This window comes from Pseudomonas sp. BF-RE-22, assembly GCF_019956155.1.
In the GTDB taxonomy this organism is placed as follows: domain Bacteria; phylum Pseudomonadota; class Gammaproteobacteria; order Pseudomonadales; family Pseudomonadaceae; genus Aquipseudomonas; species Aquipseudomonas migulae.
In genome coordinates this window covers 129,458-143,134 of record NZ_JAHBDD010000003.1, presented here as the reverse complement: position 1 = coordinate 143,134, position 13,677 = coordinate 129,458, and the positions used below count along the sequence as shown (strand labels likewise).

Here is a 13,677-nt window from a genome sequence, read left to right as displayed (position 1 = left end):
ACAGAGCCCTTGATGGAGGCCTTTCATGACGCAGCGCGATGTTGTTTTCCCAGCCAAACGCCAGGCGCTATATGAGCGCAATCGCTACTCACCGGCTATTCGCTCCAACGGCTTTTTGTTCGTCTCGGGGCAAGTCGGCAGCGCTGAGGATGGATCGCCCGAACCGGATCTGGAGAAACAGGTGCGGCTCGCCTTCACCAATTTGAACGCGATCCTCGTGGCGGCCGGTTGCACCTTCGACGATGTGATTGATGTCACCGTGTTCATCGTCGACCCCGAATCGACCTTCGAAACCATCTGGAAGATCGTGCCGGAGTTCTGGGGTAACGCACCGCACCCGACGTTGACCGGAGTCGGCGTAACGTGGCTGTATGGCTTTCAATTCGAGATCAAGGTGATTGCCAGGCTTCCAGACACCGCCGAGGAATGAACTGACGCCTGCACAGGGAATGAACGCGGCTATCCGTTCGGCGTTAGAATCGGAAAATGTTCAGCCCACACTTTTGAGGATGACCCAGGCATGTCCACACCCGACATTTCCCTGCAAGACACCGCGGCGCCGGAAGGCGTTTGTTATGGCTGTGGCAGCCGCAACCCGCATGGGCTGCACGTCAAAAGCTTCTGGCACGAAGACGGCGAGCATGTCATCGCCGAGCACGTGCCCGACGCCAGGTATTGCGGCTGGCCGGATCTGGTCTACGGCGGTTTGATCGCGATGTTGGTGGATTGCCATTCCAACTGGACCGCGATGGCCTATCACTACCGGGCGGAAAACCGCGACCCCGCCAGCCTTCCGCGCATCAATTGCGTCACGGGCAACCTCGGCATCAAGTTCATCAAGCCGACGCCGATGGGTGTCCCGCTGACCCTGCGGGCGAAAGTCGAAGGTGATGTCGGGCGCAAGACTCGGGTCATCTGCGAGATCTACGCCGGGGACGTGCTCACGGCGGTGGGCGACTCCACTTTTGTTCGCGTGGACACCGCTCAATTGGCCGACGTCGCGCACAACCGATAGGTCGCCGCGTGATAACGTGCGCGCATCCTCTTTTGGAAGCGCACGCCCATGTCCATCGCCGACAATCTTCTCGCGTTTACCTTCGCGGCCACGTTGCTGACACTGACGCCCGGCCTCGATACCGCATTGATCCTGCGAACCGCAACGGTGGAAGGCCGACAACAGGCCTTCCGCGCGGCATTGGGCATCAATGCCGGCTGCTTCCTGTGGGGCGCTGCGGTCGCTTTTGGCCTGGGCGCGTTGATCGCTGTCTCGGAACTGGCCTTCAACGTCCTGAAATACTGCGGCGCCGCTTACCTGGCGTGGCTGGGCCTGAACATGCTGCTGCGCCCGCGCCGCTCGCTGTCGCCCCTCGAAACCGACGCAAAACCAACGGCCAACTGGTTTCTGAAAGGCATGATGGGGAATGTGCTCAATCCGAAAATCGGCATTTTTTACGTCTCTTTTCTCCCACAGTTCATTCCCCAGGGCCAGTCGCTGATTGCCTGGACATTTGGCCTGGTCAGCATTCACGTGGTGCTCGGTTTGATCTGGTCGTTGACGTTGATTCGCGCTACACAACCACTCGCCCTGGTGCTGCGGCGTGAAAAAGTCATCAAGTGGATGGACCGCACGACGGGCATGATCTTTGTTCTGTTTGCAGCGCGGTTGGCGTTCAGCAAGCGGTGAACAGCGCTCCTACAGTTTTGTGTTTCTCGGGATTGTGTGAAGAACCCAAAAAAATGCCCGCCTCTTGCGAAGCGGGCATTTCGTTCACGGGTTATGCGGCGTTTTCAGCGCGGCCTGCGTTAAAAACTCGCTTTGACCGACACCATAAAGTTGCGTGGATCACCGTAGTAGTTGCCGAAGGTTTCGGTACCGATGGTGGCGTAGTAGCGCTTGTCGAACAGGTTGTTGCCGTTGAGCGCAACCGACCAGGTGTCGTCGATGCGGTAACCGATGCGGCCGTTCCAGACCGCATAACCTGACTGGCTGATTTTGTCGCCACTGGAAGGTGAAACCCGGAAGTTATCGCTTTGCGCGTTGACGCCGGCACCGATCGTGAATCGCTCAAGCGACCCGCTCAGGGCGTAATCGCCCCACATGCGCAGCACATGCCGAGGCACATAACTGTTGAACGCCGCGCCGTTCAGGCTGGTGTCGATGTCGTCGAGGGTTTTGGTCTGGGTATAGGTGTAACCCGCCAGCACTTGCAGGCGTTCAATGACTTCACCGCTGATCTCGGCCTCGAATCCCTGGGCGCGAACCTTGCCGGCATTGACGTAGCAGTAACCATCGGATGAAGGACAGGATGAGTTGTAGTCCGTCTGCGCCTGATCTTTCTGGATCGTGCGGAACAAGTTGAAGGAACTGTTCAGGCGACCGTCGAACCAGGCGCCCTTGATCCCCAGCTCATAGCTCTGGCCCACGAGCGGCTTGAGCGCCGAACCGTCTTCCGAGCGGAAATTGCCTTGCGGGGTAAAGATATCCGAGTAGCTGGCATAGGCCGTCAGGTTCTCGTTAAGGTCCAGAAGCACACCGGCAAACGGCGTCACCTGCCCGGTCTCGGTAGCGCTGGAATGTTCCGAGGTGCCTGTGTTGATGAAGTCGGAGTCGGTTTCGGAGTAGTACCAGCTCACCCGACTGCCGACGACGAATGTCAGCGGATCAGCCAGTTTCAACCGCAGTGTCGAGTAAATGCCCTTCTGTTTGGTCACCGAATTGACCGGCCCGCCGCGAGACGAGTTGTCGATAAAGTAACTGTCATCCGGCTCCGGAATATGTTTGTCGGGGTTGAACACATTCTGGCGTTGCTTCAGAAACGCCACCGAGTAGAAGTCGTCCTTTTTTGAACGGCTGGCGTTGGCGCCCACGATCAATTCATGTTGCTGGCCGAACGCGTTGAACTTGCCATCCACGTACGCATCAAGGCCGTAATCGACTTGATCGTAATCGTACATGCTGCCCAGCATGCCGGTGGTATTGGTGCCAGGCGTCACGGCGCCGGAAGCGAATGCGTACTTGATGTCCTGGGTGTTTTTTGTATAAACACTGGCGACCTTCAAGCTCCAGTCATCATTGAACCGGTGATTCAAATCACTGAAAACGGTGGTGCGCTGGCTGCGCCACGTGTTCCACGAAGGGTCGAGGCAGGTCGAGCGGCTGAGCTTCAAATCGCTGCGGTCCCGGTAACGCGGCAGGCCACCCCAGCAAGGGTTGGCGTCCACATCTTCATAGGCAACGCCCAGGCCGAGTGTCGTGTCGGGGCTCACATCAGCGTCGAGCGCGCCGTAATACACCTGATCCTTGCGACTGGCGTCATCTACCGAGTAATGCCGACTCTGCTCGGCGACAACGGCCCGTCCGCGCAGGGTGCCGGACTCGTTGAGCGGGCCACCGGTGTCGACCTGTCCGCGATAGTTGTCCCAGCTGCCACCGGACAGCGTGATGTCGGTGTGCGGGGCCGTCTGGCCGCGTTTGCGCACGAAGTTCACCCCGCCGGCGGTGCCACCTGAACCTTTCATCATCCCGGCTGCGCCGCGAAGGATTTCGACACGGTCGTAGTACGCCATGTCACCGCTGAAACTGTCGGCCTGAACATAGAGGCTGCCCATGTCCAGAGGGACGCCGTCGTACTGATACTGGCCCGACATGCGGAATCCGCGCGAGTAGAAATACTTGCCGCCCATGGTCGAGTCGTAGACGGTGATGCCCGGGGTCTTTTCCATGACCTGGTCGATGGTGTTCAGGTTCTGGTCATCGAGCATCTTGCGCGTCATCACCGTGACCGACTGCGGCGTTTCCCTGAGTGAGTGCTCACCCTTGCCGATAGTCACCGCCCCCGTGGTGTACGAGCCGCTGTTTTCGGTGGTCGCGCCGAGCATTTGCCCATTGATGTTGGTCGCACCCAGTTCCAGGGCCGAGCCGGCAGCCGGGGCTGGTCGCAGGACATAAGTACCGTTGGCCTGGGGTTCGGCTTGCAGACCACTTGCGCCCAGAATCCGCGCAAACCCTTCGCTGATCCCGAACGCACCGTTGAGGCCCGGGGATTTCAACCCTTCGAGTTGTCGCGCATCAAAGGAAATGGCGGCACCCGCCGCACTGGCGAATTGGCTGAGCACTTCGGTCAGGCTGCCGCCGGGAATGTTGAACGATTTCACCGGGTTCTGCTGTTGCACCGGCACCTGTGCCGCAAGCGTTGCCGTGGACCAGACGCCCGCCGTCGTTGCCGCCAATAGCCCGACCGTCACTGCGGTCGCCAGACGATCAGACTTGTACACCCGAGACATGCTTACCCTCCCCCAAAAACAATCAATAAAAACTCACTGAGGGATGAGCCGAACGATGTGTATGAAAAGTGCAAAGGCCGGAAAATTATTTTCAGTTCTATCGCGAGCAAGCCCACATTCAGAGCAAATCACCACGCGACACGTCGACCCAATAGCGGCTGAAGCGGGTGATCCGCAGCGAGAAACCACTCTCCAGCGCAGCCAGCGCCAGGTCGGTGTTATCAATGGGAAAAGCGCCGGACACTTTCAATTGGGCAATACGCGGATCACAGCGCAGCACACCTGTGCGATAGCGCGAAAGGTCAGCCAGCAACTCGGCCAAGGGACGATTGATGGCAATGATGCTGCCCGTTTGCCAGGCGCCGACGGCTGCGTCGTTGCGCCGTACCGCCCCCAACGAGTGACCATCGAAGTCCAGGGACTGGCCGGCTTCCAGACGCACCGTCGAGCCACCGCCAGCCGAACGGACCTCTACGGCCTTCTCGATCACCGCCACCCCGCCGCCCTGCTCAAGGGACCGGACGATAAAACGCGTCCCGAGCGCCAGCACCTCTGCATGACGGGTGAGCACCTTGAAGGGTCGTTGCAAGGGATCGACAGCGGTCGTCACGAGGATCTCGCCACGCAACAGTTCGAGCACACGTTGACGACCGTCAAAACGAAGATTCACCGAGGTGTCGGTATTGAGCAGCAACGAGCTGCCATCCGCCAACCGGAACTCACGGCGCTCCCCCACGGCAGTGCGAAAATCGGTGAACAGGTTCTGCGAGGTTTCACTGCGCCAGCCCAGCCAGCCCAGCGAACTGGCGGAGGCAAGCACCAGCACACTGCGCAACACCTGACGCCGGGATCGATCAGCTCCATGCAACGCTGGTGAAGCCAGGGCGCCCGGCACACTGGCCATCTGCTCGCCGACGTCCGCCATGCGTTGCCAGGCTTGTCGATGGGCAGGGTCGGCGACCAGCCAGTCGTTCCAGGCGGCCAGGTCCGAATCGGTGGCGACACCCGACCGAAGTCGGGCGTACCACTGGGCGGCAACGCTGATTGCCTTCAACTCAGCGGGCGAAAGGCTCATGCCAGTTGCAACTGAATCTGCATCAGGCAGCAATGCTCCATGGCTTTGGCCATGTAGTTGTTGACCGTGCGAGAGCTGATATTCAAGCGCTCGGCAATCTGCGGGTAGGTCAAGCCGTCGAACTGAGACAGGATGAACGTCTGTTTGACCTTCGTCCCCAATCCTTGCAGCAGGCGGTCGATCTCCATCAGGGCTTGCAACAGGATCGCCTGCTCCTCCAACGAAGGCTGCTGCCATTCGGGCATGGCCGCCAAGGCTTCCAGATAGGACTGTTCCAATGACCGCCTGCGGAACAGATCGATCAGCAAACCCTTGGCGATCATCGACAGGTAAGGTCGCGGCTCGCGAATATCGAGTGCGTTACGCGCCTTGAGGACCCGGACGAAGGTGTCCTGCGTCAGGTCTGCCGCATCGAACGCATTGCCCAGGCGCTTGCGCAGCCAGCCATTGAGCCAACCGTGATGGTCGCAATACAGATCATTGACGGCGCTACGCAGGGATAAATCGTTGGCGGACATGACGATGGAATAATTTGCGAGTGATAATGACTCGCATTGTCATGTGTGCAATGGGTGATTTGCAATAGCCACATTGGCTGACAGGCGCGACGCCAGGCAGATGCATCAAGCCCATCAATAAATACATGCAGGCGGCTATCAGGATATTTCTGAAGACGCTTGATCAATGTCGCTGACGCTTACCCCTGCATCACACGGATGAAAACCGCTTGCGATAATCGCTCGGCCCCACTCCGAGGCGTCGCATAAATGCCCTTCTGAACCCGTCCGTATTGGCATAGCCGACGGTATCGGCCAAGCGCTTGAGTGATACGTCCGAGCCTTCGATTAGCCGCCTGGCCGCATCAATGCGCGCCAGCTCGACAAATTCGGCCGGGGTCGAATTCGCTTCGGATTTAAAGGTACGGGCGAAGTTGCGCTCGCTCATCCCGGCGCGGGCAGCCAGGGTGGGTACGCTCAAGTCAGCCTTCAGGTGCTCCAAAACATAATCCTGCACGTCTCTGATTACGCTGCGCTCTGCGGTTTGCGCTGCCAGTTGCGCGCTGAATTGCGACTGTCCGCCAGGCCGCTTGAAGAACATCACCATTTCACGGGCAACGCTCAGCGCCAGTTCTCTGCCGTGATCCTCTTCGACCAGCGCCAGGGCCAGGTCCATGCCGGCCGTGACACCCGCCGAGGTGTAGATGTTGCCGTCCTTGATGAAGATGCTGTCGGGTTCGACCTGGGTTTGCGGGTGCTCCTTGGCGAGTTTTGCGCTGGAATTCCAGTGAGTAGTGACTCGGCGTCCGTCCAGCAGGCCAGCGGCGGCGAGCAAGAAAGCACCGCTGCAGACCGAGCCGATACGGCGCACGGATTTCGCCTGTCGGCGCAGCCATTCTTGCAGTGCGGGGTCGAGCGCAATTTCATCGATGTGTGGGCTTCCGGCCACGAGCAACGTATCGATCTTGCCTTTATAGGTATCGAAGGTCTCGTCGATGCCCAGCTTCAATCCGCTTGAACCCTTGATCATCCCCTTGTCGGTACCGATGACTTCCACCCGATAGGCGCGCGGATTGCCGAGCTGCTTTGCCGCTTCAGCAAAGACGTCTGCCGGGCCGATGACGTCCAGAAGCTGCACGCGGGGGAACGCCAGGAGAGTTATGCGCATGATGTCTGTCCTCGTCGAATCATTGGCTGAATACGTCGCTATGTGACTATTTCAGCCATGGCCTTTTCGGCTGAAAATAGCTCCAACAGCAAATTCAGTCAAACGGGAGACCGCCATGAACACTGCATACACTTCCTCCGTCGCAGCTGCACAATCGGTATCAAGCAGTAAGACGTCGATCAAAAACCTGCCCATCAACCTGTTCGGTTCCGTCATGGGTCTGGCTGGCCTGGGATTGGCCTGGCGTTTGAGTGGCCAATATTTCGGCGTCGGCGGCGCATTGGGTGAAGCGATTGGCGCACTGGCCGGCCTGGTATTCGTGCTGCTGACCCTGGGTTACCTGAGCAAATGGGTGAAACACCCTGAAGCAGTAAAGGCCGAGTTCAACCATCCGATTGCCAGCAACTTTTTTGGCACCGTCACCATTGCCCTGTTGCTGCTTTCGGCAGTCGCTGCGCCCCATAGCCAGTGGCTCGCAGAGGCTCTGTGGATACTGGGCAGCGCGCTGACGGTGTTGCTCGCAGGCCTGGTGGTTTCGCGTCTGTTGTCGGGCAATCAGGATTCGGTGAATGCCGTGCCTGCCTGGCTGATTCCTGGTGTTGCCACCCTCGACATCGCGGTAACCGGTGCGCACATGCCCATGGTTTGGGCTGCGGAGTTCAACCTGTTTGCCCTCGCCGTGGGTGCGGTGCTGGCATTGGTTTTCTTCACCCGGATCTTTTCGCGACTGGTGCATGAGGCCGCTTTGGCCAAAGGCATGGTGCCTTCGTTGATGGTCCTGATTGCACCCTTCGAAGTAGGTTTCCTGGCGTACACCAACGTGTTCGGCGAAATCGACCGGTTTGCCAGTGTGTTGTTCTACTTCGGCCTGTTCCTGTTCGTGGTGCTGAGCTTCAAAGTGTTCCGTCGCGATGTGCCCTTTGCCCCTTCGTGGTGGGCTATCAGCTTTCCTATCGCGGCCCTGAGCAATGCGGCGCTGAAATATGCACATGCCCAGGACAACGCTCTGCTGATGGTCATCGCTGCGGCGATCCTGCTGTTCCTCACCGTGGCACTGGCCGTGCTGTTGGTGAAAACCCTGATCAGCCTGTTCAGCGGCAAACTGTTGGCCAACTGACGCTTTACCTCCCTTTGGCGAGCCTTCACCGGCTCGCTTCTTTTTTTTTGCCCCTACAGGTTTCATCGAATGACACACAGCACTTCGTGGTTAATGCTGATCGTTGCCGGACTACTGGAAATCGCCTTTGCGGTCGGTTTGAAATCTGCAAACGGCTTTGAACGGCCCGCCGTGTTGGCCGGTACCGTCATCGTGTTGGCCGGCAGTTTGTGCCTGTTGACGATGGCGTTGCGCGTTCTGCCAGTCGGTACCGCCTATGCAGTCTGGACCGGCATCGGCGCCGCCGGCACAGCCATTGTCGGCATGTACTGGTTGGGTGATGGGGTTTCACTCTGGCGAATGGTCTGGATCGGATTGATCCTGCTGAGTGTCGCGGGACTACGCTGGGCAGCTTGAACGAGCAAGGACTTCAGAATGTCTTTTGGGCTCAAGCGAGAGAGGATTTCAGGGATTTCAGGGATTTCAGGGACAGACCACATCTAGAAAATGTGGTCTGTCCCCTAATGACCCTACACAGATCAGCCGTTGGTGCGATCGGTCGCCTTGGCTTTGCTTTCGGCAACAGCGGCTTCAGCCTTCTGTTTCTGTGCAACCTGGAAGGCTTCCATCGAGACTTTCCGGGCCGACTCCATACGTGTGAAGGTCCGATCACCGCCACCTGTGGCCATAGCCAGAGTGGAAGCGGTCAGAGCGGCGGCGACGAAAAGAACTTTCATGGATTTCATTTGGGTTTCCTCAAGTAAGAGTTTATTAATAGATAACAGTGGTAGTTATTTGCTAAAGCATTACTTGCTTATTCAACCTGGCTTTAGCATTAAGCCAGGGCGGCGTTTTGTTGCGTCCAGGTGCCTTGCTCCATACGCCCGTCGGTATCTCTGCTTTTTGCCCAGGCGGTGAGCATTACCATCATTGCGAATCCACCAACGATGAGAACCGGATAGGCTGCCAGCAACTCGATCAGCGAGTATTTCCAGGCCAGCGGACGACCAACACCCAACATGGCGGCATAAAACCACGACACACCAGAGAGCGCACCCGAGAACAGCGCCAGCATGCGAAGGCTGAAGGAAAGTTCAAGTAACGAACCGGCTTTTTTCAGCGCCGGCAATACAGCGCTATGCAACAGGAAGCCGTTAAAGGTCAGCAGTACAACGATCCCGATTTTTGCTTGCAACTTTGGATTCTGGAAATACTCCATCCCCTTGCCGGCATAATCGATCCCGATAATGCCAATGCCCGTAATCCAAAGAGCTACAAGTGCAAGTACGACGGTTTTTTGAAGGCTTTCCATATGTGCGTCATCATGGTGACCCGACACGTCCCCGTTCAGGAGTTGCTTGACCATTGCAACGTCACTGGTCAAGACAAGACCGATTGCAACACAGCAGGCGATAAGATGGAAATATACAACGCCCAAACGAAAATATTCCACGGCGGACGAAGAAATCATACTAAGCTCCATGGTTACCTCTTGACTTAAATAGTGAATCAACATAGTTCTCGGCACAGCTTGATTGAAGTTTGCCGTTGCTGATTGTAATTAGGATCCAACAATTATTATTAAATAATCTCGCAGTGTTACGCTGCCAGGATAATAGTGATCTTCGCGAATGAACTTTTAATCATCCGTACTTAGTGCATATGAGGTTTAACTTCCGCTTCTGGGGTCGGCGAGATCCAGAACCCTATCGGCGAGCGGATCAGGCAATGCTGGCGGGATTTGCCGGGCTTGCGCCCCATTCGAGGAAACGGATCTTGTGAACCTCACCCAGGCTGTCTTCATAGACCAGGGTCACCGGTACCACGCCTGTCTTGTTGGATGTATCAGTGCGCTGCAATACCCGCTTCACATCGATTTCCATACCGTAGTGGTAATCGACGGCTGAGACATGCGCGCCGGGTTCTTGCAGGCCGTTCTGGTCGAAGACAGTTGGCGCGAGACTGGAAATCACGGCACTGACAATTGTGGCCACGTTCATAACGCTATACCTCCACTGAAGTTCTCTTAACGAGGACTTAATGTGACACGTGATCAAAGTGAAGTTCACTTCACCGCGACGAACGCGCCGATCTGAGTCGCCTGTAGTGGCTTCAGGCCCCTAGCAATTCCCCGCGCTTGACGCCTTACGACCATTCGTCCATTAAACGCCGTATTTGTTGGGCCAAACGGCATTTTTGAGTGAGGTCATAACATGTTATGACGGATTTTCGCGCAAGATTTCACGTGCTGGCTGTGACGGCACATGGACCGAAAACGTCTGCGAGCCAGGGTGAGAAATATCGGGTATTGGCCGATTTCTGCCGTCCATGACTGGCCGAAATCGGCCAGTTTCCGCCGTTCGAGCGTCCAGATTCAGTACTTGATATCCCGGGCTTTTTGACGTCCTTCCTGCTTCGTTTGTCGCTTGTCTTGTCGGCAACCGGGATTGCTCTGGGCATCGGCTGCTCGACAATCCTGTTTCGTCTCACGCGCACCTTGGCGCGTTTCCTGCCTGACATCGCGCGCGGAACGACGCGTCTCGGCTCGTTCGGTGGCCGCCCAAGCTGCCCCGTTCGCCACCAGAAGAAAAATCATCGCTACCCAACCAAACGTCCTGTGCTTTCTCATAATCTGATCTCCAGGAACTCGATGTCGGATTTTAAGTACAGCTGATTTCCAGACGTCCCGCAGGCTGAGGAACTGCCATTCATCCAAGCGATATCCATTGCTCGAGTCCAAGGGGCAGCTGGCGAGCATCAGTGTCGATGGTGAACGGCAACAATCAGCCAGAAGCGATCATTCCAGGTCCTCTTTCCCCCTCGCAAATTCCTGCCAAGGGTTATAGATGCCCTCTCCGCCCCTGACATTGCATAGGTATAGGGGGTATGCCTATCATGCGCAATACATAGGTAGGGGGGTATCCCATGGGCCATATTGCAGCAAACAAAGGCGATCTTCTCAAACGCGTAAAACGTATCGCCGGACAAATCCAAGCCGTTGAGCGGGCATTGGAATCGGATCTCGATTGTGCCAAAACACTGCACCTTGTTGCCGCCACCCGCGGAGCCATCAACGGCTTGATGGAGGAAATCATCGAGGACCACGCGCGGGAGCATGTCGCGAACCCTGCTCTCAGCGAAGAGGAGCGTAACAAGGGCGTCGAAGAACTTCTTGAGGCCATTCGCCGTTACTCCAAGTGAACGCAGGTACACACTCATGAGCAGCTCCAACATCAACTACACACACGACCACATGTTCCTTGGCTCAGCGCACGACGAAAACGCCAAGCGTACGCTTTGGGTTGTGATACTGACCGTTGTGATGATGGTTGGCGAGATCACCGCCGGGTATATAACGGGCTCGATGGCATTACTGGCCGATGGCTTTCACATGGCAACCCATGCCGGCGCATTGGGCATCGCGGCGGCTGCTTATGGATACGCAAAACGCCACGCTTTCAGCCAGCGCTACAGTTTCGGTACAGGAAAGGTTGGAGACTTGGGCGGGTTCGCCTCGGCGCTGATTCTCGGCATGGTCTCCCTGGGAATTGGCGTTGAGTCCGTCATACGTCTCTTGCAGCCAACGGAAGTTCAGTTCGGCACCGCTACGCTCATCGCGATTGCCGGCTTGATCGTCAACATTGTCAGCGCTCTGCTGCTGGGTCACGGACATAGTCATGGGCACGATCACGATCATGCCCATCATGGGAACGACAACAACCTGAAATCGGCCTACGTCCACGTCATCGCGGACGCGCTGACTTCGGTTCTGGCCATTGCTGCACTGCTCGCCGGCCGGTATCTCGGCTGGGTGTGGCTGGACCCGGTCATGGGCATTGTCGGCGCTATCGTGATCGCACGCTGGGCATGGATCTTGATGGGGGTCACCGCAGGTGTACTGCTGGATCAGACAGACGCACACGTTGCCGAGGAAATCCGTGAACTGGTTGAGAAACCTGGGGATGCCACCATCACCGACTTGCACGTCTGGCGAGTTGGACCACAAGCTCATGCGGCCATCGTCAGCGTCCTTGGTGAAGCCACTGCGAACGCCGACAGCATTCGTGAACGTCTGAAGCCGGTTCATGAAGTCAGCCATCTGACGGTCGAGTTTCGACCGGCCTGATTCAGCCCCTCCCCTCCATTGCCTCCAAAGGAAACCGTAATGCCCCCAGGGAAACGTGAACTGGCGCGGATCGAACGCCGATTGATTGCCACGCTCACTGATGCGTGCGAAACAGCAAAAAGTGAAATCAAGGGTTTTACCTGGCTCACCCACATCACTGACCTGAACGCATTGGCTGAAACCCTGAAGGTGATCTGGGTGTTCGAAACCCTCGCTGACAAAAAGCTCGCCCAGGTTAACGCGAAGACGCGCATCTTTGAGCTGACGGCCATCGCCTTTAATGAGGCCAACATCGATCTGAGCCCTTCAGACCTCAATGTCCGCTTTGACTCCGAAGAAGAATGCCAGCGCACTCACGGTGGTGATTGGCAGAAGCGTCTGGCCAAGGGTTATTGACGATGGCTAAAGAAATCGAAAACCCCTGCATCTCGGTTTGCCAACTGAGTGGCGATCTGTGTGTGAGTTGTGGACGGAGCAAGGAAGACATCAGAAAGTGGAAACGCATGAAGCGCCCTGAAAAAATGGCCGCTGTGCAAAGGGCGAATGTGCGTTTGAAAGGGTTGAAGAAAGCACAGGGATAGCGATCGAGTCTGTAGATTTAGTGACGCCGGGGCTATAAAGGGCCCCGACGCATTCGGTTCGCTTCGTCGCCCGGGGGTGGAGCAGAGGTGATCGTTCCCTCATCTGAGATGCGACGCAAGCGGTCGCTGACCTACCGCATTCGCCACCAAGCCGGCTCTCCTGTTACGGCATGGAAATTCTGTACTCGGCGAGCTTGGCCTTGTGCTCCTCCAGCACGTACTTCTTGTTGGCAATCTGCGAGAACTTCATGAAGTCGGCCTTGGCGTCGTCCCTGCCTCCCAAATGGTCGTACGCGATCCCGCGCGCATAATAGGCCCAGGCATAGTCCGGCTGGCGCTGAAGGCCGGTGCTGAATGCTTCAGCGGCCTCTCGGTACTGACCCAAGTCTGTCAGCGCTAGGCCCAGATGATAGTAGGTCGGCATGTGGAAGCCGGAACCCTTTCCGGCTTCTCCCATTCCGTTGTCAAGGTTGTACTGCACGAGTTCAAGGGCTTTTTTCGGGTTGCCAGCGTCGCGATACATGGCGCTCAAGTCCAGGTTGGCGCGCGGATCAGGCTTGACCTCCAGTTGCATGGATTTTTCCTTGGCAGCCACGGCTTCGGGAAAGTGCTTGAGGTTGCTGTAGGCGTCGGCCTGCACCGCGTAAATCAAACTTTGCAGCGAGGCGGACAGCGTATTTCTCTGCAGGCATAGATCACCTTCCTGCAGCACCAGAGAGTAGTTTTCGGCTTTGGACGCCTTAAGCTGATTAGCGCAGTGGACAAGGTTGGCTTTTTGCGGGTTCTGCATCCCTGCACAACCTGTGAGGATGACGGAGCAGGCGATCAGTGCAGGCCAGCGAGTATTCAT

The 13,677-nt window shown here is 57.1% G+C and carries 18 protein-coding genes; 9 read left to right on the top strand and 9 right to left on the bottom strand.

Annotation, left to right across the window (positions count from 1 at the left end):
* Nucleotides 1-25 precede the first annotated feature (25 nt).
* From KGA82_RS02560 to KGA82_RS02550, 3 genes are all read left to right on the top strand, one after another.
* Nucleotides 26-430, top strand: a complete 405-nt coding sequence (locus tag KGA82_RS02560) for a RidA family protein (protein WP_008024112.1) — start codon at nt 26-28, stop codon at nt 428-430.
* A 90-nt stretch (nt 431-520) separates the two neighbouring features.
* Nucleotides 521-1,015, top strand: a complete 495-nt coding sequence (locus KGA82_RS02555) for a PaaI family thioesterase (protein ID WP_223449550.1) — start codon at nt 521-523, stop codon at nt 1,013-1,015.
* A gap of 48 nt (nt 1,016-1,063) precedes the next feature.
* On the top strand, nt 1,064-1,684 hold the full coding sequence (locus KGA82_RS02550; protein WP_223435659.1) for a LysE family translocator: 621 nt from the start codon (nt 1,064-1,066) through the stop codon (nt 1,682-1,684).
* 119 nt (nt 1,685-1,803) lie between these two features.
* Here KGA82_RS02550 and KGA82_RS02545 read toward each other — a convergent pair whose 3' ends face one another.
* From KGA82_RS02545 to KGA82_RS02530, 4 genes are all read right to left on the bottom strand, one after another.
* Entirely contained in the window at nt 1,804-4,284 is a 2,481-nt protein-coding gene (locus KGA82_RS02545) for a TonB-dependent siderophore receptor (protein WP_223449549.1), read from the bottom strand.
* Nucleotides 4,285-4,402: 118 nt separating this feature from the next.
* The gene (locus KGA82_RS02540) at nt 4,403-5,359 is read right to left on the bottom strand and encodes a FecR domain-containing protein (protein WP_223449548.1); all 957 of its coding nucleotides are present in this window, start codon (nt 5,357-5,359) and stop codon (nt 4,403-4,405) included.
* A complete protein-coding gene (locus KGA82_RS02535) occupies nt 5,356-5,877 on the bottom strand; it encodes a sigma-70 family RNA polymerase sigma factor (protein WP_223449547.1) in 522 nt (173 codons plus the stop codon). Before KGA82_RS02535 ends, KGA82_RS02540 begins: the two co-directional genes overlap by 4 nt.
* A 190-nt stretch (nt 5,878-6,067) precedes the next feature.
* Entirely contained in the window at nt 6,068-7,024 is a 957-nt protein-coding gene (locus KGA82_RS02530; RefSeq protein WP_192229319.1) for a GlxA family transcriptional regulator, read from the bottom strand.
* A gap of 115 nt (nt 7,025-7,139) precedes the next feature.
* On the opposite strand from KGA82_RS02530, the gene KGA82_RS02525 reads away from it, so the two are divergent.
* Nucleotides 7,140-8,141, top strand: a complete 1,002-nt coding sequence (locus KGA82_RS02525; RefSeq protein ID WP_223449546.1) for an SLAC1 anion channel family protein — start codon at nt 7,140-7,142, stop codon at nt 8,139-8,141.
* Between the two features lie 69 nt (nt 8,142-8,210).
* A complete protein-coding gene (locus tag KGA82_RS02520; protein WP_192415939.1) occupies nt 8,211-8,537 on the top strand; it encodes a DMT family transporter in 327 nt (108 codons plus the stop codon).
* A 122-nt stretch (nt 8,538-8,659) separates the two neighbouring features.
* Here the strand turns inward: KGA82_RS02520 and KGA82_RS02515 are convergent, their stop codons facing one another.
* The 4 genes from KGA82_RS02515 to KGA82_RS02500 form a co-directional block, all read right to left on the bottom strand.
* The gene (locus tag KGA82_RS02515) at nt 8,660-8,866 is read right to left on the bottom strand and encodes a co-regulatory protein PtrA N-terminal domain-containing protein (RefSeq protein ID WP_008033360.1); all 207 of its coding nucleotides are present in this window, start codon (nt 8,864-8,866) and stop codon (nt 8,660-8,662) included.
* An 89-nt stretch (nt 8,867-8,955) separates the two neighbouring features.
* On the bottom strand, nt 8,956-9,603 hold the full coding sequence (locus KGA82_RS02510) for a hypothetical protein (RefSeq protein WP_223449545.1): 648 nt from the start codon (nt 9,601-9,603) through the stop codon (nt 8,956-8,958).
* Nucleotides 9,604-9,841: 238 nt separating this feature from the next.
* Nucleotides 9,842-10,120, bottom strand: a complete 279-nt coding sequence (locus tag KGA82_RS02505) for a DUF2790 domain-containing protein (protein WP_223449544.1) — start codon at nt 10,118-10,120, stop codon at nt 9,842-9,844.
* Between the two features lie 374 nt (nt 10,121-10,494).
* Nucleotides 10,495-10,836 (bottom strand): hypothetical protein, encoded by a 342-nt coding sequence (locus KGA82_RS02500; protein ID WP_223449543.1) that lies wholly within the window; start codon nt 10,834-10,836, stop codon nt 10,495-10,497.
* A 209-nt stretch (nt 10,837-11,045) separates the two neighbouring features.
* Here KGA82_RS02500 and KGA82_RS02495 point away from each other — a divergent pair, with 209 nt between their 5' ends.
* From KGA82_RS02495 to KGA82_RS02480, 4 genes are read left to right on the top strand one after another with little or no spacing between them, the layout of a single operon-like run.
* Entirely contained in the window at nt 11,046-11,321 is a 276-nt protein-coding gene (locus KGA82_RS02495; protein WP_008033367.1) for a metal/formaldehyde-sensitive transcriptional repressor, read from the top strand.
* A 16-nt stretch (nt 11,322-11,337) separates the two neighbouring features.
* Complete coding sequence (dmeF, locus tag KGA82_RS02490) at nt 11,338-12,246, top strand: CDF family Co(II)/Ni(II) efflux transporter DmeF (protein WP_223449542.1); 909 nt, start codon at nt 11,338-11,340, stop codon at nt 12,244-12,246.
* A gap of 39 nt (nt 12,247-12,285) precedes the next feature.
* Nucleotides 12,286-12,642, top strand: a complete 357-nt coding sequence (locus KGA82_RS02485; RefSeq protein WP_223449541.1) for a hypothetical protein — start codon at nt 12,286-12,288, stop codon at nt 12,640-12,642.
* A 2-nt stretch (nt 12,643-12,644) separates the two neighbouring features.
* Entirely contained in the window at nt 12,645-12,827 is a 183-nt protein-coding gene (locus KGA82_RS02480; RefSeq protein WP_008033373.1) for a DUF1289 domain-containing protein, read from the top strand.
* A gap of 163 nt (nt 12,828-12,990) precedes the next feature.
* Here the strand turns inward: KGA82_RS02480 and KGA82_RS02475 are convergent, their stop codons facing one another.
* Nucleotides 12,991-13,677: a tetratricopeptide repeat protein gene (locus KGA82_RS02475; protein ID WP_223449540.1), complete on the bottom strand. Its 687-nt coding sequence runs from the start codon at nt 13,675-13,677 to the stop codon at nt 12,991-12,993.

Bases quoted from the DNA above. Each gene is read 5' to 3' on its own strand.
- KGA82_RS02560 (WP_008024112.1), top strand. From the start codon at position 26: ATGACGCAGCGCGATGTTGTTTTCCCAGCCAAACGCCAGGCGCTATAT.
- KGA82_RS02555 (WP_223449550.1), top strand. From the start codon at position 521: ATGTCCACACCCGACATTTCCCTGCAAGACACCGCGGCGCCGGAAGGC.
- KGA82_RS02550 (WP_223435659.1), top strand. From the start codon at position 1,064: ATGTCCATCGCCGACAATCTTCTCGCGTTTACCTTCGCGGCCACGTTG.
- KGA82_RS02545 (WP_223449549.1), bottom strand. From the start codon at position 4,284: ATGTCTCGGGTGTACAAGTCTGATCGTCTGGCGACCGCAGTGACGGTC.
- KGA82_RS02540 (WP_223449548.1), bottom strand. From the start codon at position 5,359: ATGAGCCTTTCGCCCGCTGAGTTGAAGGCAATCAGCGTTGCCGCCCAG.
- KGA82_RS02535 (WP_223449547.1), bottom strand. From the start codon at position 5,877: ATGTCCGCCAACGATTTATCCCTGCGTAGCGCCGTCAATGATCTGTAT.
- KGA82_RS02530 (WP_192229319.1), bottom strand. From the start codon at position 7,024: ATGCGCATAACTCTCCTGGCGTTCCCCCGCGTGCAGCTTCTGGACGTC.
- KGA82_RS02525 (WP_223449546.1), top strand. From the start codon at position 7,140: ATGAACACTGCATACACTTCCTCCGTCGCAGCTGCACAATCGGTATCA.
- KGA82_RS02520 (WP_192415939.1), top strand. From the start codon at position 8,211: ATGACACACAGCACTTCGTGGTTAATGCTGATCGTTGCCGGACTACTG.
- KGA82_RS02515 (WP_008033360.1), bottom strand. From the start codon at position 8,866: ATGAAATCCATGAAAGTTCTTTTCGTCGCCGCCGCTCTGACCGCTTCC.
- KGA82_RS02510 (WP_223449545.1), bottom strand. From the start codon at position 9,603: ATGGAGCTTAGTATGATTTCTTCGTCCGCCGTGGAATATTTTCGTTTG.
- KGA82_RS02505 (WP_223449544.1), bottom strand. From the start codon at position 10,120: ATGAACGTGGCCACAATTGTCAGTGCCGTGATTTCCAGTCTCGCGCCA.
- KGA82_RS02495 (WP_008033367.1), top strand. From the start codon at position 11,046: ATGGGCCATATTGCAGCAAACAAAGGCGATCTTCTCAAACGCGTAAAA.
- dmeF (WP_223449542.1), top strand. From the start codon at position 11,338: ATGAGCAGCTCCAACATCAACTACACACACGACCACATGTTCCTTGGC.
- KGA82_RS02485 (WP_223449541.1), top strand. From the start codon at position 12,286: ATGCCCCCAGGGAAACGTGAACTGGCGCGGATCGAACGCCGATTGATT.
- KGA82_RS02480 (WP_008033373.1), top strand. From the start codon at position 12,645: ATGGCTAAAGAAATCGAAAACCCCTGCATCTCGGTTTGCCAACTGAGT.
- KGA82_RS02475 (WP_223449540.1), bottom strand. From the start codon at position 13,677: ATGAATACTCGCTGGCCTGCACTGATCGCCTGCTCCGTCATCCTCACA.